Genomic DNA, 20,464 nt, shown 5'->3' with positions numbered 1-20,464 from the left:
CCACCATGAAACTGTTGTTTTTCATACTCAGAGGGTATTTTATCCCAAGACTTCCTCTTTTAATCTACCCAACTTCTGAAGGCTGTAATTTTGTTTGATTCGCTGCAACTTCTTCTAGTCGGTGCAGTTGTTCTCTTAAACCTAAAACAATTAAAAGATCCCCTTCCATGATCACCTCTTGAGCATCTGGGTTACTAATGACAAGCTTATCGCGCAAAATTGCTAAAACCATAGCACCCGTTTGCTGTTTTATCCCACTCTTTGACAACGTCCTCCCAATCAGACAGGACCCCTGATCAACTCTTAGTTCCATTATTTTCATTTCAATATTGTGATCATGTATCACTGTTTCGATGTACTCAATACTAATTGGTTTAAGAATGGACATGGCCATTCGCCATCCGCCCAAGATTGCCGGAGAAATTACCTTGTCTGCTCCAGCCCGCAACAATTTATTCTCGGACTCTAATTGGTCCATTCGAGCAACTACCTGGACATTTGGGTTTAATCCTTTGGCTGTCAGCGTCACAAAAACATTCAACGAATCCTCAGGCAGAGCAGTAATTAGCCCTTTCGCTCTTTCAATTCCCGCCTTTTTCAGGACCTCATCTTGTGTCGCGTCATTATGGATTACAAGATAACCTTCCTCAATAAATTGTTGGACGAGATCCTCTTGTTGCTCGATAACCACGCAGGGATATACTTCTTTTCGGAGTCGATAAAGTACCTGTCGACCAACACGCCCTGCTCCGCAGACAATGATATGGTCTTGAAGCTGTTCGATCTTTTTATTCATCTTTCTTCTCCCATACACCCCAGCTAACTGGCCTTCCACCAAGAAAGCCATCATTAACCCAGCAAAATAGAGCATGACTCCTGCTCCACCGAGCATGAGAATAATTGAAAAAACATGCCCTGCATCAGATTTCAGTTTAATATCCCCGTAACCAACTGTGGTAATGGTTTCCACGGTAAAATAAAAAGCTTGTGTCAAACTGAGATGTTCCGTTAATATTAACCCCACTGTGCCAAAAGAGAGTGTAAACAGTAACGCTAAAAAGGCAAGTCCAATACGCCGACCCAACAAATTCACTTTCTTTCTTCTGCAAACAGACTAGATTAGCCTTTAGTAAGAATCGTCCGCAATTTATGAACCCCCTCAATTGGAACATTCATCTGGCCAATCTGAATTTTTCCAAACGGTCCGTGATAATCACTTCCACCCGTGGCTAATTGGGCAAATTGAGCAGCAACTTCTGCATAATAAGAAATTAGGCTTGTTTGTTCTTCCCAGTAGCCATAATACACTTCAAGCCCTATAGGCCGATAAGCCAACAAATCAAAGACTATTTTGGGCTCACGCAATAATCCGGGATGGGCCACAACTGGAAAACCGCCCGATTCAAAAATCAAATCCACAGCATCTTCAAATCTATGTCCAAGATACGGGAGATAAGCGATTCCACCGGGACGAAAGTACGTTGCAATATCCTGCCAACTTTTCGGATTATGAGCATCACATCGGTGAAATATTGCCCTCATGATATGCCCCTTGCTCACAGCGCCTTCCGAACTCACCTCACGTTCGACATCATTCCATTCTAGGGAAACTCCGCCTTTCTGAAGACTGAGCACCACATCGCGGGCTAGAGCTGTCCGCTGTTTACGAATCTCACTTAAGCGAGCCTGCAAAACTGGATTATGAACATCTTTAAAATACCCCAGAAGATGAACTTCTTGACCATGGAAATTTGTCAATAACTCAACACCAGGAATTATTTCAATCTCTAGATCCCTACCCAATTCTTCTGCCTTCGAGATTCCTTCAGTACTCTCGTGATCCGTAATAGCAAGTACCTTAATATTATTAGAATGGGCGAGATTTACAACCTCTTCGACTGTAAGTGACCCGTCAGATTCTTGAGTATGGACGTGTAGATCAATCCTCAAGAAATCTCCTCCCTCACATTGGCTTATCTTAATAATGCCTATTCTGGTTTTTCTTTAAAAATCCTGCTAGTGACTATTATTATTCTTTTTATGTAGTCTCATAATTATTATATAATTATTATTGACACATTTCTCGTTTTAGGATATAATTCATTTCGTCGCAAAAATCATAGGGGATTAGTTTAATGGTAGAACAGCGGTCTCCAAAACCGTCAGTGCGAGTTCGACTCTTGCATCCCCTGCCAAAGAAATAATAAGACACCGCAAGGAATTTGCGGTGTTTTTTAGTTTATTGAATTTGGCTACTGAATGTCAATTGGCTACTATTTGGCTACTAAAGATACAAAAGGCTACTTAAAGATACTGTAATATAACTTTAGTAATCTTTGAGACTTAGAAGATGGGTCCTGTCATTTATAAGTAGGCAAGAATTAACTAATTAGCATATTTTGATTTCAGATTAGATAGATCATATATTAAGTTTTTATAAGTCTCATCAAGGTCTCTTTCTATGTCTAGCTCAATATCACCGAATTCTGTAAAAGAAGTCAGGTTTTTATGAAGGAAACTATCACTGAAAACTTTATTCGACAACTTTTTAATAGCCGATGAAAAATAAACTGTTCTATTTAAATCATTGCTATCTCCTAAAAAATCAAATTCGCTCATATCTTTTGTCAAATCACGGAGAGTCTCTAAATCACCATACAACTTATAGATTATATCCACATTACTATCTAATTTATTGGCGATTATAGCAACATTTTTAATCCATTCATTGCTAAAATACATTCTAGAAGGAATATCCATGTAATTTGGATTTAATTCATGTATATAAAGCTTTTTAAGATCACTTAATCCCAAAAATAAATCATAGTATACAATTAATGCATTTTCCCTAATTTCTGATTCTTGCTGAATTGTTTTCCCTTTATTTAAGCTTATTAGGACTGCAAAAAGAGTGGCTATCCCCCCTAAAATTCCGCCAGTATAACTACCTAAGAAACTAGCCCATTCGCCATTGTTTATATTTGAGAAAATATTATTTCCAAAAATAAAATGGTCTAAAAATAATGGAAAAAAAATTAAAAGGATAACACCAACTGCAATAGAAATAGTCTTAAGTAACTCAAACTGTTGTTTTGTTTCCAAAATATTTTTCGATCACCTTTCACTATATAATATACACCTTAGTGAATTAAAGAAAACTAACGTTTTGTAAATCTTCGTGCTATTAGATTTACCCCAACAGCTACTACGATCAAAATCCAAAGCCACCATGGGATTCTGGTTACTATATTTTTTAATATTAATAATGTCCATTTTAAAATTGCTATCCAATCTATTTGAAAGCTAATATTCAACTCCCCCTTTGTAATTTAGTTCAATTTTTCTTATAATCTCATAATTTTTTCGCGAAGTAAGGGGAAACTTGTCTAAATTAATACCTACAAATAAGAAGAGAGGCATATGCCTCTCCCTTAAATCCTAAGTCATTTTTCAACGTCTCCCTAATGATGACTACTCTTCCTTAATCGCCTCATGGGAACGCTAGGAGCATCCATTTGGGCTTGATAAGAAATTAAACGAACATTTCTTTCATAATCGGTGTCAAACCCATGTTTCTTCATTTCTTCTAAAATGGTAAGTACACCAGCTGCCGCCTCTGAAATATCTGTTGCATTCGGATAGGCAAAGTATTGTCCTCCAGCGAATACGACAACCCCATAAGGTGAAAAAGGGTTATCCTCTTCCAGTGGAAAAGCAAAGATTGTTCCACCTAGTTCCTTCCTGAGTTGTTTAGCCTTTTCAATGGTTCGTGCTTCGTTCATAATGTCCTCCTCTTTATTTCAGTCCTAAATCATTCTTCAATGTGAGCCATAAATTTTTATAAGTTTGTTTTGGGTTCGTTCCCTTCGGCAAAGGATCATGCCCTAGTTTAAATCCTGCTATAATAGGAAGCTTTTTCTTTTTAGGCTTATAGTTTGGATTTTCAAGCTGTTTTCTCTTTTCTGTTGCATCATCAATAATCTTTTTTGTTATTGTGGATGTAATTTTTCCTGCTTGCTGGTTCTGCGTTGTCACTGGAGAAAGAACAAAGGTACCGGCTAGAATAAGCATCATGATTTTAATAAAAGGATTTACGACTGGCATAAGTTATCGCTCCTCTCTTTAATAGAAGCTAAAAGATGAACTTCGAACTTTAGCCTTGTGTTAGCGTTGGCAATCATTTCTCTAATCTTTTGGCCTCTGCGTACATCATCAGTCACTATAATAATTTTGGGGAATCTCAAGGGGTTATCTAATCTTTTCAGTAATGGTGAACCTGGCACACCTTCCCGATTGTAAAGGGCTATATACTTATCAATCTTATCGAACTTATTACGGTTGATGGAACCTCGATCCATTTCAACGCAGTACCACCGTATTTCCTTAGTCATATCAATTCTGACTGAACATAGAGCATCTGCGCGAAGGATATTACCAAACTCTTTAAGTTGTTCCAGCTCCCAAGTTAGAAGGGTTTCCCCTGGTCTTTGTTTCATCCAGGCATAACACCATGTAAGCGCGAGCGCGTGTTCTAGATTTTCAGGCAATCGGCCTTTGTAATAAATCGTTGCAGTATCCAAGGACAATCTAGTTTTCTTCACAAGTTTTTTATCATAAAGAGTTTTCATAACGGCCTGACACTTTCTTAATCCAGAGGGAAATCTGAAATATAATTCAGCAATCTGGTTTGTGTCTATGACCTTACAAATAGTAATGGCATCTAAAATAGCCTTAACCCGGTATGAGCCTTTCTGGGCATTTGTCATTACTGACAAACTCATACACCCCCTTTGGAACACGCTCAGACAAGAGACTTTGAGCCTCTTTTGCGCTTAAATACATTGACTGGACTATCTGGTCATGGTCGTTATTCCAAACGCCTCTACCGGGCATTTTAGGAAGTTCTGCGCCCCTCGTGTTGCCTGATCCTAGTACGATCTGGCTGTCAGTTTGATCTCTGACATAAAAACACATTGCCCCGCTGAGTTGTGATCTAACGTCCGTGAATCCGTCCCATATTTTTGCACTTGGTTTCTGAGTGGCAAGAATCATGCTTATACCACTGGACCTAGACAAAACTGAAAGGTCCCCAATACCTCAAAACATGCTTTATTTTTTATCTGCGTTAGTTCGTCAACGAATAAGACTAAATACGGTAAATCATTATGATTTTCTGCGTACTCTGCGAAGTTCTGGCACCCGGCATCCCTAAGTATTTTTTGCCGCCTATGCATTTCCTCAATGTGTTTATGCAATAAATCCTCAGTCTCGGCATCCGTTAAGGCAAGGTTAACCCAGGGAGCAAATCGCGGGAAATCCATTCCTTTTCTATCTATTGCCGACACCTTAACGCCTTTAAAGAGAAAGGAAACCATCAGGACCAGAAGGAATGAAGTTTTACCAAAGCCGGTTATACCACCAACCATCATATGAGGTAAAGAATAAAGGTCCTCTACAAGCAGTTTTCCGTCCGGAGTAATGCCAACTGGGAAAGGCGCGATCATGCCAGGGTAAAGGGAAGGATTAAAGTTAAATGGAACCATTGTGGGTAATTCCCCCTTATAAGTCTTGAGAATCAGCTTCCTGCCCTTGGCTTCTATGTCCACAATGGAATTAAGATAAGACTCAAAGTAATGCCGGTTAGTCTCAAAGTCGGTCCGATCCACTCCGGCCGGCAGAGCAAAGACGTAATCTTTACCGGAATCTGTTTTGTGTTCCTTTATGAGAACTGGCCTTTGCTCTTCTTTATTTTGTAAGTGAGTGCCGGTTATAACGTCACGAATGCTGTCTTTCTTGAATTGTTTTATTGCCCAGGTAATGAGTGAAGCTGTCACGCCGATGATGTCAGGATTAACCTTTTTATCTGGCATATCGTCACTCCTCCCAAGGTATTCCCAAGTTGGGAATACCTTTAACTAAAAATACTTGGAAGTCCATTCTTAGCTCTTTCAATCTCGCCCATTAAAATCAAAGCATCGTTAAATCCTCTCTTATATGATGATTCTTGGAGACCAGCAAGCTTTTCACCGGTTACTGCATCAACACCAGAAATGTACCACCACAATTTTTTCAATTGTTTTTTGCTTAACTGCTTTCTAAGTTTCTTATCTAGCAATATAGCCTTGTCAACGTGCCTTCCATAGTCCCCTGACTTGTAATAGTCACACTCCCCTGATCGCTCATCAAATAGATTCATAATGCAATCTTTAAGTGAAGAATCATCTTGAATGAACATTTGTGTTATACCTCCGTTGTTAAATTGGCAAGCGCTTGCGAATTTGAATTAAGCCGCGTTATCTTCCTTGCCGTTTACCACTTTTTCTAAGAGAATTCTGCTCTCATAAACGTAATCAGCCACAATGTCAATAAATCCAACAATTTTGGTATAATCGTAGAACCATTTAAAGTGCTGCTCCTTTTTACTTCTTTCTTCAGGCGATTTTGTTGACTGACATTGTATAGCCTTATATGGGTCTGGTATTTCGCGGAACGCATACTCATGCATCCAATGACCTAATAGCATGTTGGCCTTATCGAGCTTCAATAAAGCGCTTTCCACCTCTGAAGTTTGCATAAATAATTCATGTTGAAGTTCTTCTTGGGTTTTCATCTTTTTATCTCCTCTCTCTATCTTATTGTTTTACACTCGATAGTTTAATTATACACTCTATGGTGAATTACGTCAACACTAGACAGTGTAAAAATAGATTATATTGAATAACAGTAAACTACCAAGTATAATAACGGTGAGGAGGAATAAGCCGTGACGATGAAAGATGAAATAAAAGCTCGTATAGTTGAGTCAGGTTATACAATGAGCCGTGTAGTTAGTGAAATAAATAAAAAACGTGATGCAGAAAACCAAACTACTACCCAAAATTTAAGCAATAAACTTTCAAGAGAAACCCTAAAATACAAAGAGGCTCAAGAAATTGCCGAAGTAATTGGATATAAAATTGAATGGATTAAAGAAAAATAATAAATTCTAATTTAGATATAATAACCAGCTTAAATTTGAGCTGGTTTTATTTAACGCCCCCAAATCTGGGGAGGTTGAACCAACGGGAATTTCCTTTGGTTTACTCAGCGCAAATGTCCGCTAAGTTGAAAATCCATTTTTGGATTTTCTGATTCCGTGTTACTCGGCTCAGATTTGAGCCCAGCAAAAAAAATCGCGCGGCCAGTGGTCGCTGCGCTTTTATATTTCATTACTTTTTATTTGACATCTACTTCTTTTACTGAAGGATTTTTTATCCTGCGTCTTAGTCTTTAATGGTGTCCACATGATTTTCTATGTTCGTTTTAGCGAATGACTTACTGATTGTCCAACGAACGACTTACCGCCTGTCCAGCGTTTGTTCGTTAAGTTGTTCGTTTTTTAGACAAGCAAAAGCCCGGATTTTAAGTCCGGGCTTAACTACTTACCCAACAAATGGGATGGGCGTAAAATTAAGGGGAGTTGACCCCTTTCCGTATTTCTAATTAATTAGTCCTTTATTCACTAAATGATTTACTAAAAGTATTTCTTTCATAAAATATTTTGAATTAGAATAAACAAATTTGTCCGAATACTTGTACGTTTCAAAGTTTATGTCATTAACTTCATCGGCATCAACTTTTTCAATAATTTTTCTAGATCGTTCCCATTCTCCAAATAAGCACATCTTAGGATTTAACGGAAAAGTTATCTGTGCTCCTGCATGACCAAAACCTATAAAAAGCCAATTTGGATCATCTGGAATCCTTACAACTACAGGGTTATCGGACGTGATAAAATGTGAATGATCTGGTGCAATTAGTAGTGACCAAGCCATTCCTTGAAGAAGTTGACTTGCTACGTGCGTTGTTCTAATAACCGAGTCCATTGATATTTCTGAGGAAATTTCTATATCCTTAAATTTACCGTCTGAAAGCTCATTTATATATCCTTCCATAACCAGTTTCCTAAAGGTATCACGAAATTTTGGCACCCTTAACATCATAGAAAAAACAAATTCACTTAGTAGATATCGCTCAGTCTTAGAGATATACTTCAATTGTTTAATTTTCCTAAGTACGTTTTTAGCTTCACCTTCTATTTTCCCAAACTGTTTTTCTACAATATCAGATTTATTACCATCTTTATCATATATATCATTATACCCCTTTATAAAAGCAAAATTATTCGGTGCTTTGTTAGTAATAGATTCATTCTTTTTATCTAAAATCCATACATATGGCGTATGCAATGGAGGGGTTAATGGATCAGTAAAGAATTCTAAATAGCATTGTGATATATAATGATGTTTATCTTTTTTATCCTTATTTTTTTTCATAAAACCCTACCTTTCTCAGATAATTAATAAAATATTTTCTATGAATTGGTGTTATTTCCTGCATAAATTTACATACATTAAAGGATAATTCCATAAAGTGGAGAAATACTCCTTCATTATCAATAAAGAGAAGGAGATTAATTAAATGGACGTAATGTTTCAATGTCAAAAATGTTTAAAACCCTTTGTCCCCCAGGAAGATCTGTACGCAAAAGTTTACGAAGGGCAGTCATTATGTATGATGTGCAGAAAGGCCAGCGGCCAGGATAAGTTTACACCTGAAGAAAATATGTGCCTGTTTGCGGAAGAACAATTGGCAAAATAATTTGACCTAATCTAAACAGCCCCCCTCAAATCTGAAGGGAGCTGTTTTCTTATGTCAGTAATGTCAGTTAGCATCCCTATGCATTTGGGGAAAATTTTTTACTAAATGGACCCTCACCTTAAGAACAACTATTCTTAGCCCTTACAATAAGCTTAGTTTGAATTGCAAATTGGCTATACTTCTCTGATTCTACCAGAACATAATTATTTTTATTTAACAGGATCATTAATCCAAAGAGATCGTTAGCGGTTGACCCATCGGCATCAGCCACCTGACACTTTTCATAGGTTTCCACGTTGTGAGATGCTTTCAATGGCTGAATCATTAGATCAAAATGTCCAGGGTTCCGGCTCTTTTCTAACTCGATCATTGGATTTCTCCTTTAAACTCACGTCTCGATGGATAGAAGCAATTGCGGCAGAATACTGGCCTTTCCTCTATCGGCTGGAATGGAATGACCGTTTCTCTGCCACATTTTGCACAAATAGCAGGAAATACTTCGCGTTTTTCTTCACGCACTCGCTTCTCGTAACGACATTCAGGACAACGTTGGGGTTCACTAAACTCTTTTTTCGCGAAAAACTCCTGTTCTGGTGCGGTAAATGTGAATTGTTGATGACATGTTTTACAGGTTAATTTTTTATCTTCGAACATCTTAAATTACCTCCAAAATTTAATTAATTAAGCGTTTGTGAAAGGGTAGTCAAAGCGGCATAAATCTCTTCTCTGAGGATTCCAGCCACTACTCCCGGATCACGTAATCCAATGACCTTAACAGCACATCTTTCAACCAGTGGTTCAAACGTTTCCTTTGCATTAACTATCAAGTCATGCATGCCTGTGTCTATGTCAGAGGCGTAAACGAGGCCGTTTTTTAGCTGTTTTAGCTCAAGTTCAGCTATTTCTCTCTTTGCTTTTTCATGGCCGGCTCTCTCTCGCTCGAAGCTTAATTCTGTATCCTTTTGATATTTGAATTTGTAATAAGCCTCTAGGGAATCTGGAGCATTAAATTTCCCATCTTGTTCGCGTTTTAAGATATTTTCCTTAACAAGTTGGTTAACTCTTTGAGGCGTCAAACGTAGAATCTGCGCGAGGTCTGAGGTATTTAGATGTTGATCCATTTTTAATCAAACTCCTTTTTGGAAAGAAAATCAGTTGAAAAAAATTTACACCTAAAAAATAAACGGGCGTTTCGCTTGCGCATCTGGGTTCCATGTTCCAGAAGAACCTATCGTTTTTATATTGTGCTGATTTTAGCAATAATTTCTCTGAGACTACTCATATTTGCCCTATATGACATGCAAACCTTATTTCTTACTTTTTACATTCAATTCGTAATTAAGTTCAGCTGCTATACGTGCATTAAGAGTAAGCTCGGCTTCTCTTTCTATAACACCTATAACTTCTTTATTGCCAATCATTTGTGGCACAGATGGACCCATGAGGCGTCTCCATGGGTATCTGGCTATTCCTTGACGCACGCATAATCCCCACTTGGTGCTTTCAGCAGCAAAGCCCGGAACTTTCTTCCATCCACCGGATCGTGTAATCTGGATTTTATAATCATTCGCTCCTTTGAATAGATTCTTTGGAGAAAGTTTAAAGTCTACGAAATCAATTCGATTCCCTTTTGACCTTACAGTTCCTGAAGGGTTAGCGGCAGTTGCCTTAACAGTATCAATTGTGAGTTTGACATCTCGAGACTTAACTACGTATTTACTTGAAGCCTCCTTGGCCATATTTGCTTTAGCATTAGTGACTGCTCTATTTACTGCTCTGGCCAGTACGGTATTTACTCTTTTCGGAGTATCTTTAAAGGCTTCTTGGACTTGTTTAAGATTGTCAACGCTAATTTCAATCATTTTCTTAATTACCTCTATTTAGGATTGGGCAAGGGCATTAAACCCTTGCCCTGACTGTTTATTGGGCAAAACTCACTCTACGTTGATTCCTCTGCCAGGTTTGCATTCTCGTTTCCCATTCTCTTTGTGCATCACTGGCAGCCTGTTTAAAGTCTTGTACGTTTGCACCTGCACCAATGTTAAAGACTGGAGAATAAGTAAAGTTGTTTCCACCGCTGTTATTGTTCCCAGCACCTTGACTAATCCCTCCAGACTTACCTTCACTAAGACTGGCAGCGAGTCCACGAGATTTGTTATTCGGTATTACTTGAGCACCTTTCGCAAGATTAATTAGCTCTGGACCTTTTTCACCAACCCACGTTAATCCACCGCGCCAATTGTCAGTACCGAGAGCATTATGGGCCGCCTTCATGCCATCTGCAGTTGTATTACCACTAACATTCAAACCTATCTTTTGGATCATAGGAATGTTAACACCAGGTATTTTGTTTAATCCTCCTATAAGACTATCAATAAGGTCTATTACCTTATTTACGCCACCAGTAAAGAAGTTTTCAATATCCACCCATGCAGTCTTTAACGCTGCAGTTACAGTGTCCCAGTTCTTATAAAGGGCAACACCGGCGGCAATTAGTCCACCTATACCTATGACCACTAAACCTATAGGATTGGCGTCTAAGGCCGCATTAAATAATAACTGCGCTGCAGCAGCAGCCTTTGAGATACCTGTTCCAATAAGTGTGGCGGCATTACTGGCTAATTGCGCAGCATTTTGAAGGATTTGTGAGTCTTTTAAAAAAGTAATGGCCTTTCCGACCCCTCCAATAGCGTCTTGCACACCTTTTACGACACCTATTGTTCCACTTATAGCCTTGAAACCAACGAATGCAGCTCCAAGGCCTAAGACAATGTTTTTTGAGGCCTCACCATGATTAGTAATAAAATTGAACAGATTTTTAGCAACAGGCAAAACGTCATTTAACACGGCTTGTCCAGTGCTTGAAATGGTTGAGGCTAGTTTCTGAATATCGGGTTGATGGGTTGTTATAAAATTAGCCACTTTTCCTAATCCGTCCATAAGCTTAGGCAAAAGGTTCTGGATTGTTGGCATAAGTGCCAAACCAATACTACCCATAACGCCTGTTATTTTATTTTTTGCAATCTCCATCTGACCTGAAAACGTCTGCCCTGCTGCCCTCGCACTACCTCCAAATTCGGTACCTAGCTCCTTGAGAATAAGTTTCTGTGCATCCATAGTTTTGCCTGATTCAACGAGGGTTTTGATCTGATTCTTTTGCTGTTCGTTAAAGGTTACGCCGACACGCTGTAATGCAGAAACTCCAGAAATCGGGTCCTGCAAAGCTTTGCCCAATTGGATTGCAGATGATTTAGTATCCTGTCCCAATGCCTGACTCATATTTAAGACGGTTTCCGTGGCGTCTGGCATAACGTCTTTGCCGATCTTGGTGAATGTTAAGAGTAAGTTCTCGGAGCCTAAAACAGCATTTTTACTAAATGTCGTTACATTACTTAAGCTACCGGCTAAATTTAGAGCAGCCTGTTCAGTGATTCCAGCTGCACCGCCCGTTGATTTTAAAACAGTTTCCAACTGCTTTGTGGTATTCTGTGTATTGCTAGCTGCGTCCATCATAGTCTTAAATCCCATGGATACCCCAATGGCTGCGCCCGCACCTGCGATAACCTTAGTTAGGGAACCAAATCCCTTTGAAACGCCTCCAGTTACCTTATCAGATGTTTTCTGAATTCCAGAAAGTGTTTTGGATGCTCCTGAAAGGGATGTATTGAGGCTAGGAGAAAGTTTACCGGCTATCTCTAACAAGATTTCATACGACGAACTCAAATTTCTTCACCCCCCTTGCTTGACTATAAAGGCTTCAAGATAGTTGTCACTTACGCCCTCTGAGAATGCTGCCAGATAGGCAATCTCTTTGCCTGGCTCAATAGGTTTTTTTTCGATGTAAGGAAGTAGTGACAATAGTTTTTTGAGAACTAATTCCGATTGATTTTGGTACGTCTGCCCCCAGTCGTCAATGTCCTTTATGGTCTGTTTCAAAGTGTCAATTCTTCGAATAATGGCATCCTGCTTTTTTTGAAGATCGGCAATCTCATGATTAACTCTTTTTAATTCTGAGGTTTTGCCTCTTAGGGATTTTTCACGCTGATCTTCCCATTGTCCGGCAAACTTGATGATTCCGGGTAATTTATCCCTAAGCAAAGCCCTCACATCATTGTGGACATTTTGGTTAATCTCCTGAATTAGTACATCCACAGTATTGATAATGTTTGTTTCACGAGCTAAGATTTTCACTTTAATTCCTCCAGTTACACTCGATGGTGCTCAGACATCATTAAATTACGTGGCTCAGAAGGTTGTTTTATTTCCTGGCTAAAAGGATTAGCTTTAACAACACCAAAGGTTTGATGAGGTATTGGAGCCGGTCGATTATCTGCCGGTTTCTCTATAAATGCCTCCAGGTACTCTGCCTTTGATCCTTCAGAGAACAATCTCAAGTAATCGAGCTCATGGCCTCGTTCTACCCTTCTAGGCTCAACATACTTAACCAATGACGCCACGGTATTCTCGATTGAACTTGATTGATAAGTAAATGTTTGTGCCTCTCTCCTTAGTACATTTGCTTGTTCCTCAAGATGCTTAATGCCCTCAAGAATATCCTCAAGTTCTTTCGACTTGGCTTGGCGTTCTTGAGCAAGCTTTTCTTTTCCTCTATCCAAAACCTCAAAGATACCTGGCAGCTGGAGGCGAATAAAGCCCTTATCATTAAGAGCGTCCTCATAGCCCTTTATTCTGTCGCTCAGACCGTCATAATTTTGCTTGCATTTAATCAGCTGATTATTAATATCTAATTGCGCTTTTCCGTCTCCTGCCATTTCGGCGGTAACAAGGTCTCTTGTAAGCTGAGAAATGAGAGTTTTTTCTTTGGTTGCTTGTGCCTGGAGTTCAGAGATTTTGTTTTTTATAGAGGCTTCGCGGGAATGAATTTGGTTAATTAACTCGTTTACGGCCTCTGAGATGGTTTTTTCTTTTATGTCCGGTCTTTCTTGATTTTGGGAAAATATTTTCATATGTTTTGCCTCCTAATTTTTAATGGAGCGTGATTCCAGTTTGTTTAGCGTTTTCGAGCTAGAATCTGATTAGCGAAATTTGCAATAGATTCTGCGGTTGATACCTTAGTTTGTTTTTGCTGCTCATCGGCCGATTTCTTTGAACTGCTTAGGATTTCGTTTGCCTTATTAGCAATATTTTCAGCTATCGTTAGCCTTTTGCCACTTATATCAAACGAACCACTGTTCTTGATATTCACGTGTTCAAGCCCTTGTGTGGCCTCCCAAATTTTATAGAGAGCTTGAATATCAGATACCACAGTGTTGTCATCAGCAGTAATTCCCATCGACGCGCATAATGTCAGCATGTTTTGGTATTGTTTGAGATTACTCTTTCTTAAGTCTTTCATTTTCATCTTGATCCACCTCCTTTCATCGAGAATTTAGTTAAGAACATCACCCCCTTAAATCAAAAACTCGCCTGTTGTAACCAGACGAGTTTTTTAGCGTTGTTTCCATTTGAATTCCTTAAAATACTTTGAATCTCTGGGGTCTTCAATGTATCCATCCCCATCCGTATCCATAATTAAAATTTCACCTTCATCCGTTAAGGCAAGACATAAGACAGGCTCAGCCTCGTCTTTCTTTCCCGTGTTATAGACCGAATATAGGTTACTTGGTGCCGGGCATATTTGAATGATTTTGCCTTTCGTTTTTTACACTCCTTTTTTATCTAAATGCATAGACATACGTACCTACATTGGTTACACAGGTCGGGCCAATGTATCCAACGTAAGTTCATACCCTTAGGCTTTTGGTGAAAAATTTATTTCCATTGAGATGGAAGTTCATCAAGTGACACTTCCTTCCCTAAGAGTGGTATTATATTAAATCCATTCATGCGTTCTTCCTCGGTGCAATTTTTCCGTCCAATTTGATCGATGATCCTATTAAGCTGCCGCAGTATGTCGTTAAATAATGCCGATCCCTTAATCAGCTCTTCATTTGTCCTCACTGGATCATCTAGCCATATCTCCCCGGCTTTTTCACGCATAAGGAGTTCGTTATATTTCAACTTTATACCAAGATGACCGAACGCTTTTGGGGTAATTGTTTGTTTTTCAAGCTGTGACAACCACTTACTCACAAAACCATCTCCAGTTATTTTCCTTTAAACTTTACTTAGTGTGAACATACATAGGTTACATTGGTCTTGTTAACTGCTTAAATTCATATCCCTAGTTGGGCAACGTAACCTATGTTGGTTCGTATGTTATTCGTTTGAGGAAAATATTTTTGGATTTACTCTGTAAACTTTCTTTGCTTGTCGCCCCGGGATCTCAACTTGATCCGGTCTTAGCCAATTTGCTTCCACCAGTTCTCTGCACGCTGCCTCAACTTTTTCCTTTGTGTCTAATAGAGTCCACCCCTTTGGATATACATCTCGGACAGTAAACCCGTCAGATACTTTCCTGGTCCTAATTTTGTTTGCCAGATTCGCGGTTGCTCTAATACTAACGTCTTCTACTATCGCGTAAATTCTTCGAGCATGTTGTTCAAGGAATTCTGTCCATGCTGCAGCCATCAGCGCGGCTTGTTCTGTAATTGGTCCGCCTGGCTTACCAGTCGTAATATCCAATAGGTGAAATATTAGCGATAGAGAAGGCATTAAGCTTCGATATTTAGCTAAGTGCTCAACCATGAGAGGCATTTCTTCAGAGCGAAGTTCATATTCCAATTCTGTTATCCAGTCATTAAAGATAGCTTGTCCCCCGGAAGAAAACCGGAAGAAGGGAATTTTCTCTTCATCCATTAACTCTGCTCCAGCAGCTAGAAAATCCATTGCGGCCAGTTCCTTTATTGCTTTCCAAGCTATGTCCTTTGCATTCTTGTCAGGCCATTCATCTATGAGTTCCCATTTCTTAGGTTCATCGGGGTAAACTAGTAATTGGAATCTTTGGAGTAACCCATCATTAGCAACATCGCTAATCGCTTGTTGAAGATATCCTGTAAGCTTTGCGGGCTGAATTCCTCCTAGGAGAGAAACGCAACAGTTTTTAACATCAAGAGTTCCTCTACCGATTCTATCGGTTGTAAAGCTTCCATTGCCATTCCAAGCTTCTAGGTAAAATGCTCGGTCCTGAGCCCTGTCTTCCCGATCCCATGAGCAAAGCAAGCCAATTAATTCATCACGGAATACAAGTAAACCTCTGGGGTTTTCATTAAGCAGTTCCCCCAGTTTTTCAATGGTAGAGTCATTAGTTCTGTAACGTTTCCTTACTGGTGTTTCAGGTATTTCAAGTTCAATAAGTTCACCCTTTAGGACATCCATGCTTTTAGTCGGAGCATTTTTCTTGCCCTTCGCAACCGCTTGCATTTCACTTTTTAATGCTTCTCTTTGTGCTTTGTGTATCTCAAGATCAGCTTCGTAATATAAGAGATTTTCTTCGAATTGCTCTTTTGCTTCAGCTTCCAGTCTCCCCAGCGGTTTCATTACTTCCGCTAAGCTTGGAGTTTTTAACATTGAGGGCCTAGCAATAATGCCACCCCAAAGATTAGGGATAACAGTCCAATCATCCCGCTGTTTTGGTCTTATTCCGCAACCGGCACCAATCAAAGCGCTACTTACTACTATTGAGGCAGCAGCCACAAACTCCAGAGGGCATTGCATACGATTAGAAATGTCAGTTAGCCATGGCCTGAAAACTTCTGGAATCATTGTTGGTATAATTGACTGAACTGGCCTTAAGCTTTCTTCCCTTAGCTCTTCGGGCTCAGGCCATTCTAATATTTTTTTTGCATGTTCCTGGGCCTGTAGATCTTTGTTTTCAGCGGCAATTTTTTGGGCTTCTGCCAATTTCTCAGCAAGTGTGGCCATAATACCAGCCGCCTTTCAGAACGCACATGATGTCTTCGAAAATCCCATAAATCAACACATCGATTAAGTTTTCTAGTTGAGCTAATGTTTCAATAGACTCTGAATCATCAGGTAAAGTTATAGTCAGTAAGGCATCTTTCATATCACATGCGGCCCGAAAAAGAATATTTACTCCTTGTCGCCACAGTTGTTCAAGTTTTCTCTTTTCCTGCTTTACTCGAATCTGCTTTAGCTCTTCCGGGCTTAGTGGCTGCCCTATTTCTACTATAAGACCAAAATCGATGCATATAGTTTTTGCGGCCACCAAAGAGGAAACACCCCAAAGCTGAGACAATAAATCAATGCAATCACCGCCGATTCCACAGGTCCAACAACGCCAATGATCCCCTTTAGTCGTTAGGGATGGATGCTTGTCCGGACCATGTTGGAAACACTTAGCTTTAATCCGATTACCGTGTATAGTGAGATCCTTAGTGTAATATTTCCGGAATACATCCTCTAGTGGAATTTGCTTTGCTAAATCGAAAATGTTTTCATTGTGTGGTAAACTAGAATAAAGTGAATTATTCGTCTTAATCGCCTCGATTCTGCCCGGCTCCGGCAAGTCGGGTTATTTTTTTGCCCAAAATAAAAACCGGCTCAGATTGAGACGGTTTTTTAAATACTTAAAACCTTATTTTCATGTACATGTAATTTAAGAGAAGCTTCCCATGGTGTTGGGTCTGGGGCATTAAATTCATTCTTTCTCATGAGTTTATTATCTAGGTGTTTTTCAATAACTAGGTAATCCCTTTCGACACTACGCATAAAAGCCCCACGATGTCGAGCTTCCCGATTCTTGGCTTTCCTTGCCTCGCTAATTGGCATGTGTTGCCCTCCTTGATTACCAATTAATTTACGTCAAGCCATGCTCTTCAAATTATTTGGTATTCTTAATTTACTTTTGTTTAAGTAATTATTTTCCTAAGCACCCCTATTGGTTGCTTAATTTCTTTATCAACTGGCGGGTTTCTTAGGAATTCTTCCAAGAAATCTAGATCGATTAACACCTTATTTCCTGCTCGATGACACTTTAATTTACCACTATTAACAAGTTGTCTCAGCCACCATTCAGAAATACAGCTCTCCGGGTCTTGATCCCTTATGACCTGAATGGCTTGCTTGATACTCCGCATTCTCGCGGTCATGGTTAGTTCGCCTCTCTTTCAGTCGGGAATATGTCAGTTTCGTCCACGTTTAGGACAATAGCTATTCGTTTACGCCAAGCCGGTGGGACGTATCCCTTACCGTTACAAATAAGGTTAAAATTTGATTGTGGGATATCAGCTAATCGAGAAACTTTCGATTGACTTAACCCCTTGATCTTTAATATTTCTTTTAACTTGTGCATTCTCATTCACCCCTCTCTATTTAGAAAATATATATCTTATATCGGTTTTCTATTTTTATTCTATATCGTTCCACGGCTATTGACAATAGCCAAATTTCGAGCTATATTTAGAACTATAAATAAGTATTATCTATTTTCTATCAAAGAGGAGTTCCTTACATGCCTACTACTATAATAGAGCTTGATCTAATCGCAAAAAAAATACGCTATGGAAATCAAACGCATGCCATAGGTGAACATTTAAGTAATTTTGTTAACTCAAATTATGATCTATTTCAAAAATATCGAGGACCTGTTTATGGTGTTTACGAGAAATTAAATAATTTATATCTTGTGCCACAACAAGAACTTTTTAGCAAGATAAATGAACTTTTTAAAGAGTTGTTTTTCGTTTGTTTTAGTGATTTGTTTTTGGAAAATCAAGGTATTAAATCCGAGCATAAATTTATGAAACAAGCTCATAAATTATTTACGCCCAGTAGGAGATTTTTATATTTTTTATCAAAAAACAAGGACTTCATTAGTGAATTAGATATTTCTTATGAAATAAATTATGGATGGTATTCTAAATTGATTTCTTCTTTAAGTTCTAAAGATAATTCAACTTCAGACTTAACTTCTATTCTTAAGGATGATCCTGATACGATAAATAAGGATTTTATTTCAATACTAAATATTGAACCAAAATATATAGAATACATTAGTGTGAAAAATTATCAAAGTTTTTTATTTTATGAGTTCCAGAAAATAATCCAATTAAATATCCCAGTAAAACAATGTAAAAACTGTGGCCTTTATTTTGTACCAAGTGGGCGCCCCGATTCCATATACTGCGATAACATAGATAAAGAAACTGGTAAAACATGCCTCGAAATAGGAAGTACTAATGTTTATAAGAGAAATATTAGCGGAAGCAAAATTCATGAAATTTATAATCGAACTTATAAAAGAATGTATGCAAGGCGGACAAACAGAAAAATATCCCCAAAAGACTTCGAAACTTGGTTGAATGCCGCAAGAGTTGAGCGAGATAAAGCAATTGAAAACAACACATCCCCGGATGAATTCACCGAGGCCATTAGTAAATTGGAGGTGCATAATTGATATGGCATCCATCAAAAAACGAGGCGAAAACTCATACCAGATAACTGTTTCATGCGGATATGATGGTGCAGGAAAAAAAATAGTCAAAACTAAAACTATTACAATTGACCCTGGGCTTACACCAAAACTAGCAGACAAAGAGCTTCAAAAACAAGCGGCTTTGTTTGAGCGGGAGGTCGAGAATGGGACCTATTTAGACGGCTCCAAGATAACATTCACTGAATTTACTGAGCGATGGCGTAAGGATTATGCTGAAAAACAGTTAGAACCTAAAACATATCACCGATATGATGATATGCTTAAATCTAGAATTCTGCCGGCATTGGGACATATTAAGCTAGGAAAGCTGCAACCTACTCACCTTCTCCAATTCTATGACAACTTGGGAGAGGCTGGTATCAGGCGAGATGTGAAGTATTCTGTTAAGCCTGAATTCGAAGATCTGATAAAGCAGAAAAAATTAAGGTTAGTGGATCTTTGTAGAAAGTCCGGTGTCTCTGATGATACCATCAGGAGAATGCGATCCGGAAAAACGATCACTACCAAGACTGCAACTGCTTTATGTAAAGCCCTTGAAGTCAAACTAGAAACACTTTTCTTGGCACAGGAATCAGGGCCGCTCTCTGGTCAAAGTGTTAAGCATCATCACCGTCTTATCAGTTCAATCTTAACTTGTGCTGTTCAATGGCAATGCCTTATCAGTAATCCTGCCGAACGAGTAAAACCTCCGAAAGTTGACAAAAAAGAAGCGGCTCATCTCGAGGAGGACATGACTGAATTCATGCTTTCCTTACTCGATGACGAACCGCTCAAATACAAAACAATGGTCTATTTGGCCGTTTACTCCGGAAGCCGTCTTGGTGAGGTATCAGGCCTAGAATGGTCAGACATTGACTTCGATAAGAACCTTTTGCAAGTTTGTCGCGCCTCTCAGTATATCCCCGGCAAGGGAATTTTCACGAAAGGCCCGAAGAATGAAAGCAGCAAACGAGTTATCGCTATGCCTCCATTAGTAATGGATCTTCTAAAGGAATATAGGGTTTGGCAAAACCAAGAACGCCTTAAATGCGGAGACATTTGGGAGGATCATGACCGTCTATTCACCAAATGGAATGGAAAACCTATTTTCCCAACGACACCTTCTACCTGGTACCGTGAATTTAGGAGAAAGCATAACCTTCCAGATGTTAAATTTCACGGGCTCCGACACACCAATGCCTCTCTGCTTATAGGCCAGGGTGTGGATGTGCAGACAGTCGCTAAGAGGCTAGGTCACACCAAAGCAACGACTACGACTAGTATATATAGCCATTTCCTAAAAAGACCTGATCAGGAAGCGGCCGATAAACTTCAGAACCTTTTTAAGAAAAAAACAAGTGAAAGTCCGAAAGAAGCATAAAGATAATCGCAGCGTCAATTTTTACTCAGACACTGCGATTTTTCTTTTAAAAGTTGGCTACTATTTGGCTACTAACGACACAAATAGTAGCCAATAAACACAATAAG

General features: G+C 39.0%; 28 protein-coding genes and 1 tRNA gene. 5 read left to right on the top strand and 24 right to left on the bottom strand.

Annotated elements, in window-relative coordinates; all coding sequences use genetic code 11:
• Positions 1-64: 64 nt before the first annotated feature.
• Both VZF35_RS23230 and VZF35_RS23225 read right to left on the bottom strand, forming a co-directional pair.
• Complete coding sequence (locus VZF35_RS23230) at positions 65-1,093, bottom strand: potassium channel family protein (RefSeq protein ID WP_407308789.1); 1,029 nt, start codon at positions 1,091-1,093, stop codon at positions 65-67.
• Positions 1,094-1,119: 26 nt separating this feature from the next.
• Entirely contained in the window at positions 1,120-1,950 is an 831-nt protein-coding gene (locus VZF35_RS23225; protein WP_407308788.1) for a PHP domain-containing protein, read from the bottom strand.
• A 171-nt stretch (positions 1,951-2,121) separates the two neighbouring features.
• Here VZF35_RS23225 and VZF35_RS23220 point away from each other — a divergent pair.
• A tRNA-Trp gene (locus VZF35_RS23220) sits at positions 2,122-2,195 on the top strand.
• A gap of 190 nt (positions 2,196-2,385) precedes the next feature.
• Here VZF35_RS23220 and VZF35_RS23215 read toward each other — a convergent pair.
• The 7 genes from VZF35_RS23215 to VZF35_RS23185 all read right to left on the bottom strand — a co-directional run bounded on the left by VZF35_RS23215 (position 2,386) and on the right by VZF35_RS23185 (position 6,610).
• Positions 2,386-3,102, bottom strand: a complete 717-nt coding sequence (locus VZF35_RS23215) for a hypothetical protein (RefSeq protein ID WP_407308787.1) — start codon at positions 3,100-3,102, stop codon at positions 2,386-2,388.
• A gap of 359 nt (positions 3,103-3,461) precedes the next feature.
• A complete protein-coding gene (locus VZF35_RS23210; protein ID WP_407308786.1) occupies positions 3,462-3,782 on the bottom strand; it encodes a hypothetical protein in 321 nt (106 codons plus the stop codon).
• 13 nt (positions 3,783-3,795) lie between these two features.
• Positions 3,796-4,104, bottom strand: a complete 309-nt coding sequence (locus tag VZF35_RS23205) for a hypothetical protein (protein WP_407308785.1) — start codon at positions 4,102-4,104, stop codon at positions 3,796-3,798.
• Positions 4,092-4,775, bottom strand: a complete 684-nt coding sequence (locus tag VZF35_RS23200) for a hypothetical protein (protein WP_407308784.1) — start codon at positions 4,773-4,775, stop codon at positions 4,092-4,094. The genes VZF35_RS23205 and VZF35_RS23200 overlap by 13 nt, the downstream gene beginning before the upstream one ends.
• A gap of 279 nt (positions 4,776-5,054) precedes the next feature.
• Complete coding sequence (locus VZF35_RS23195; protein ID WP_407308783.1) at positions 5,055-5,870, bottom strand: FtsK/SpoIIIE domain-containing protein; 816 nt, start codon at positions 5,868-5,870, stop codon at positions 5,055-5,057.
• Between the two features lie 41 nt (positions 5,871-5,911).
• A complete protein-coding gene (locus VZF35_RS23190) occupies positions 5,912-6,235 on the bottom strand; it encodes a hypothetical protein (RefSeq protein WP_407308782.1) in 324 nt (107 codons plus the stop codon).
• Positions 6,236-6,283: 48 nt separating this feature from the next.
• Positions 6,284-6,610, bottom strand: coding sequence for a hypothetical protein (locus VZF35_RS23185; protein ID WP_407308781.1), 327 nt, complete (start codon positions 6,608-6,610; stop codon positions 6,284-6,286).
• Between the two features lie 159 nt (positions 6,611-6,769).
• Here VZF35_RS23185 and VZF35_RS23180 point away from each other — a divergent pair, with 159 nt between their 5' ends.
• Positions 6,770-6,979 carry an LLM class flavin-dependent oxidoreductase gene (locus tag VZF35_RS23180; protein WP_407314795.1) on the top strand — a complete coding sequence of 70 codons (210 nt, stop codon included), beginning with the start codon at positions 6,770-6,772 and terminating at the stop codon, positions 6,977-6,979.
• 499 nt (positions 6,980-7,478) lie between these two features.
• Here VZF35_RS23180 and VZF35_RS23175 read toward each other — a convergent pair whose 3' ends face one another.
• Positions 7,479-8,315 (bottom strand): DUF4238 domain-containing protein, encoded by an 837-nt coding sequence (locus tag VZF35_RS23175; protein ID WP_407308780.1) that lies wholly within the window; start codon positions 8,313-8,315, stop codon positions 7,479-7,481.
• A gap of 145 nt (positions 8,316-8,460) precedes the next feature.
• Between VZF35_RS23175 and VZF35_RS23170 the strand changes: the two genes are divergently transcribed.
• Positions 8,461-8,640: a hypothetical protein gene (locus VZF35_RS23170; RefSeq protein ID WP_407308779.1), complete on the top strand. Its 180-nt coding sequence runs from the start codon at positions 8,461-8,463 to the stop codon at positions 8,638-8,640.
• A gap of 118 nt (positions 8,641-8,758) precedes the next feature.
• On the opposite strand, the gene VZF35_RS23165 is transcribed toward VZF35_RS23170, so the two are convergent.
• The 14 genes from VZF35_RS23165 to VZF35_RS23100 form a co-directional block, all read right to left on the bottom strand.
• Positions 8,759-9,010, bottom strand: coding sequence for a hypothetical protein (locus tag VZF35_RS23165; protein ID WP_407308778.1), 252 nt, complete (start codon positions 9,008-9,010; stop codon positions 8,759-8,761).
• Positions 9,007-9,294, bottom strand: coding sequence for a CxxC-x17-CxxC domain-containing protein (locus VZF35_RS23160; RefSeq protein WP_407308777.1), 288 nt, complete (start codon positions 9,292-9,294; stop codon positions 9,007-9,009). The genes VZF35_RS23165 and VZF35_RS23160 overlap by 4 nt, the downstream gene beginning before the upstream one ends.
• A gap of 23 nt (positions 9,295-9,317) precedes the next feature.
• The gene (locus tag VZF35_RS23155) at positions 9,318-9,761 is read right to left on the bottom strand and encodes a hypothetical protein (protein WP_407308776.1); all 444 of its coding nucleotides are present in this window, start codon (positions 9,759-9,761) and stop codon (positions 9,318-9,320) included.
• A gap of 186 nt (positions 9,762-9,947) precedes the next feature.
• A complete protein-coding gene (locus tag VZF35_RS23150) occupies positions 9,948-10,502 on the bottom strand; it encodes a hypothetical protein (protein ID WP_407308775.1) in 555 nt (184 codons plus the stop codon).
• A 58-nt stretch (positions 10,503-10,560) separates the two neighbouring features.
• Positions 10,561-12,363, bottom strand: a complete 1,803-nt coding sequence (locus VZF35_RS23145) for a phage tail length tape measure family protein (protein ID WP_407308774.1) — start codon at positions 12,361-12,363, stop codon at positions 10,561-10,563.
• A 6-nt stretch (positions 12,364-12,369) separates the two neighbouring features.
• Complete coding sequence (locus VZF35_RS23140; RefSeq protein WP_407308773.1) at positions 12,370-12,831, bottom strand: hypothetical protein; 462 nt, start codon at positions 12,829-12,831, stop codon at positions 12,370-12,372.
• A gap of 14 nt (positions 12,832-12,845) precedes the next feature.
• Positions 12,846-13,607: a hypothetical protein gene (locus VZF35_RS23135; RefSeq protein ID WP_407308772.1), complete on the bottom strand. Its 762-nt coding sequence runs from the start codon at positions 13,605-13,607 to the stop codon at positions 12,846-12,848.
• Positions 13,608-13,651: 44 nt separating this feature from the next.
• Positions 13,652-14,002 (bottom strand): hypothetical protein, encoded by a 351-nt coding sequence (locus tag VZF35_RS23130; protein WP_407308771.1) that lies wholly within the window; start codon positions 14,000-14,002, stop codon positions 13,652-13,654.
• A 410-nt stretch (positions 14,003-14,412) separates the two neighbouring features.
• Positions 14,413-14,733, bottom strand: a complete 321-nt coding sequence (locus VZF35_RS23125; protein ID WP_407308770.1) for a hypothetical protein — start codon at positions 14,731-14,733, stop codon at positions 14,413-14,415.
• 126 nt (positions 14,734-14,859) lie between these two features.
• Positions 14,860-16,464: a YfjI family protein gene (locus VZF35_RS23120; RefSeq protein ID WP_407308769.1), complete on the bottom strand. Its 1,605-nt coding sequence runs from the start codon at positions 16,462-16,464 to the stop codon at positions 14,860-14,862.
• Positions 16,448-17,068 carry a CHC2 zinc finger domain-containing protein gene (locus tag VZF35_RS23115; RefSeq protein ID WP_407308768.1) on the bottom strand — a complete coding sequence of 207 codons (621 nt, stop codon included), beginning with the start codon at positions 17,066-17,068 and terminating at the stop codon, positions 16,448-16,450. The genes VZF35_RS23120 and VZF35_RS23115 overlap by 17 nt, the downstream gene beginning before the upstream one ends.
• 53 nt (positions 17,069-17,121) lie before the next feature.
• Complete coding sequence (locus VZF35_RS23110; RefSeq protein WP_407308767.1) at positions 17,122-17,331, bottom strand: hypothetical protein; 210 nt, start codon at positions 17,329-17,331, stop codon at positions 17,122-17,124.
• 80 nt (positions 17,332-17,411) lie between these two features.
• On the bottom strand, positions 17,412-17,639 hold the full coding sequence (locus VZF35_RS23105) for a hypothetical protein (protein ID WP_407308766.1): 228 nt from the start codon (positions 17,637-17,639) through the stop codon (positions 17,412-17,414).
• A gap of 14 nt (positions 17,640-17,653) precedes the next feature.
• Positions 17,654-17,854: a helix-turn-helix transcriptional regulator gene (locus tag VZF35_RS23100; RefSeq protein WP_407308765.1), complete on the bottom strand. Its 201-nt coding sequence runs from the start codon at positions 17,852-17,854 to the stop codon at positions 17,654-17,656.
• Positions 17,855-18,013: 159 nt separating this feature from the next.
• Between VZF35_RS23100 and VZF35_RS23095 the strand changes: the two genes are divergently transcribed.
• Positions 18,014-18,958 carry a DUF6076 domain-containing protein gene (locus VZF35_RS23095; RefSeq protein ID WP_407308764.1) on the top strand — a complete coding sequence of 315 codons (945 nt, stop codon included), beginning with the start codon at positions 18,014-18,016 and terminating at the stop codon, positions 18,956-18,958.
• A gap of 1 nt (position 18,959) precedes the next feature.
• Positions 18,960-20,357, top strand: coding sequence for a tyrosine recombinase XerC (xerC, locus tag VZF35_RS23090; RefSeq protein WP_407308763.1), 1,398 nt, complete (start codon positions 18,960-18,962; stop codon positions 20,355-20,357).
• Positions 20,358-20,464 lie beyond the last annotated feature (107 nt).

This window comes from Desulfosporosinus paludis (assembly GCF_045689965.1).
In the GTDB taxonomy this organism is placed as follows: Bacteria; Bacillota; Desulfitobacteriia; order Desulfitobacteriales; family Desulfitobacteriaceae; genus Desulfosporosinus; species Desulfosporosinus paludis.
The sequence above is the reverse complement of the archived record's forward strand: the minus strand, read 5'-3'. Positions and strand labels throughout refer to the sequence as shown.

What these genes read in the sequence shown, in the direction of transcription:
- VZF35_RS23210 (WP_407308786.1), bottom strand. Translation starts at nt 3,782, where the DNA reads ATGAACGAAGCACGAACCATTGAAAAGGCTAAACAACTCAGGAAGGAA.
- VZF35_RS23205 (WP_407308785.1), bottom strand. Translation starts at nt 4,104, where the DNA reads ATGCCAGTCGTAAATCCTTTTATTAAAATCATGATGCTTATTCTAGCC.
- VZF35_RS23195 (WP_407308783.1), bottom strand. Translation starts at nt 5,870, where the DNA reads ATGCCAGATAAAAAGGTTAATCCTGACATCATCGGCGTGACAGCTTCA.
- VZF35_RS23190 (WP_407308782.1), bottom strand. Translation starts at nt 6,235, where the DNA reads ATGTTCATTCAAGATGATTCTTCACTTAAAGATTGCATTATGAATCTA.
- VZF35_RS23185 (WP_407308781.1), bottom strand. Translation starts at nt 6,610, where the DNA reads ATGAAAACCCAAGAAGAACTTCAACATGAATTATTTATGCAAACTTCA.
- VZF35_RS23180 (WP_407314795.1), top strand. Translation starts at nt 6,770, where the DNA reads ATGAAAGATGAAATAAAAGCTCGTATAGTTGAGTCAGGTTATACAATG.
- VZF35_RS23175 (WP_407308780.1), bottom strand. Translation starts at nt 8,315, where the DNA reads ATGAAAAAAAATAAGGATAAAAAAGATAAACATCATTATATATCACAA.
- VZF35_RS23170 (WP_407308779.1), top strand. Translation starts at nt 8,461, where the DNA reads ATGGACGTAATGTTTCAATGTCAAAAATGTTTAAAACCCTTTGTCCCC.
- VZF35_RS23165 (WP_407308778.1), bottom strand. Translation starts at nt 9,010, where the DNA reads ATGATCGAGTTAGAAAAGAGCCGGAACCCTGGACATTTTGATCTAATG.
- VZF35_RS23160 (WP_407308777.1), bottom strand. Translation starts at nt 9,294, where the DNA reads ATGTTCGAAGATAAAAAATTAACCTGTAAAACATGTCATCAACAATTC.
- VZF35_RS23155 (WP_407308776.1), bottom strand. Translation starts at nt 9,761, where the DNA reads ATGGATCAACATCTAAATACCTCAGACCTCGCGCAGATTCTACGTTTG.
- VZF35_RS23150 (WP_407308775.1), bottom strand. Translation starts at nt 10,502, where the DNA reads ATGATTGAAATTAGCGTTGACAATCTTAAACAAGTCCAAGAAGCCTTT.
- VZF35_RS23135 (WP_407308772.1), bottom strand. Translation starts at nt 13,607, where the DNA reads ATGAAAATATTTTCCCAAAATCAAGAAAGACCGGACATAAAAGAAAAA.
- VZF35_RS23130 (WP_407308771.1), bottom strand. Translation starts at nt 14,002, where the DNA reads ATGAAAATGAAAGACTTAAGAAAGAGTAATCTCAAACAATACCAAAAC.
- VZF35_RS23120 (WP_407308769.1), bottom strand. Translation starts at nt 16,464, where the DNA reads ATGGCCACACTTGCTGAGAAATTGGCAGAAGCCCAAAAAATTGCCGCT.
- VZF35_RS23110 (WP_407308767.1), bottom strand. Translation starts at nt 17,331, where the DNA reads ATGCCAATTAGCGAGGCAAGGAAAGCCAAGAATCGGGAAGCTCGACAT.
- VZF35_RS23105 (WP_407308766.1), bottom strand. Translation starts at nt 17,639, where the DNA reads ATGCGGAGTATCAAGCAAGCCATTCAGGTCATAAGGGATCAAGACCCG.
- VZF35_RS23100 (WP_407308765.1), bottom strand. Translation starts at nt 17,854, where the DNA reads ATGCACAAGTTAAAAGAAATATTAAAGATCAAGGGGTTAAGTCAATCG.
- VZF35_RS23095 (WP_407308764.1), top strand. Translation starts at nt 18,014, where the DNA reads ATGCCTACTACTATAATAGAGCTTGATCTAATCGCAAAAAAAATACGC.
- xerC (WP_407308763.1), top strand. Translation starts at nt 18,960, where the DNA reads ATGGCATCCATCAAAAAACGAGGCGAAAACTCATACCAGATAACTGTT.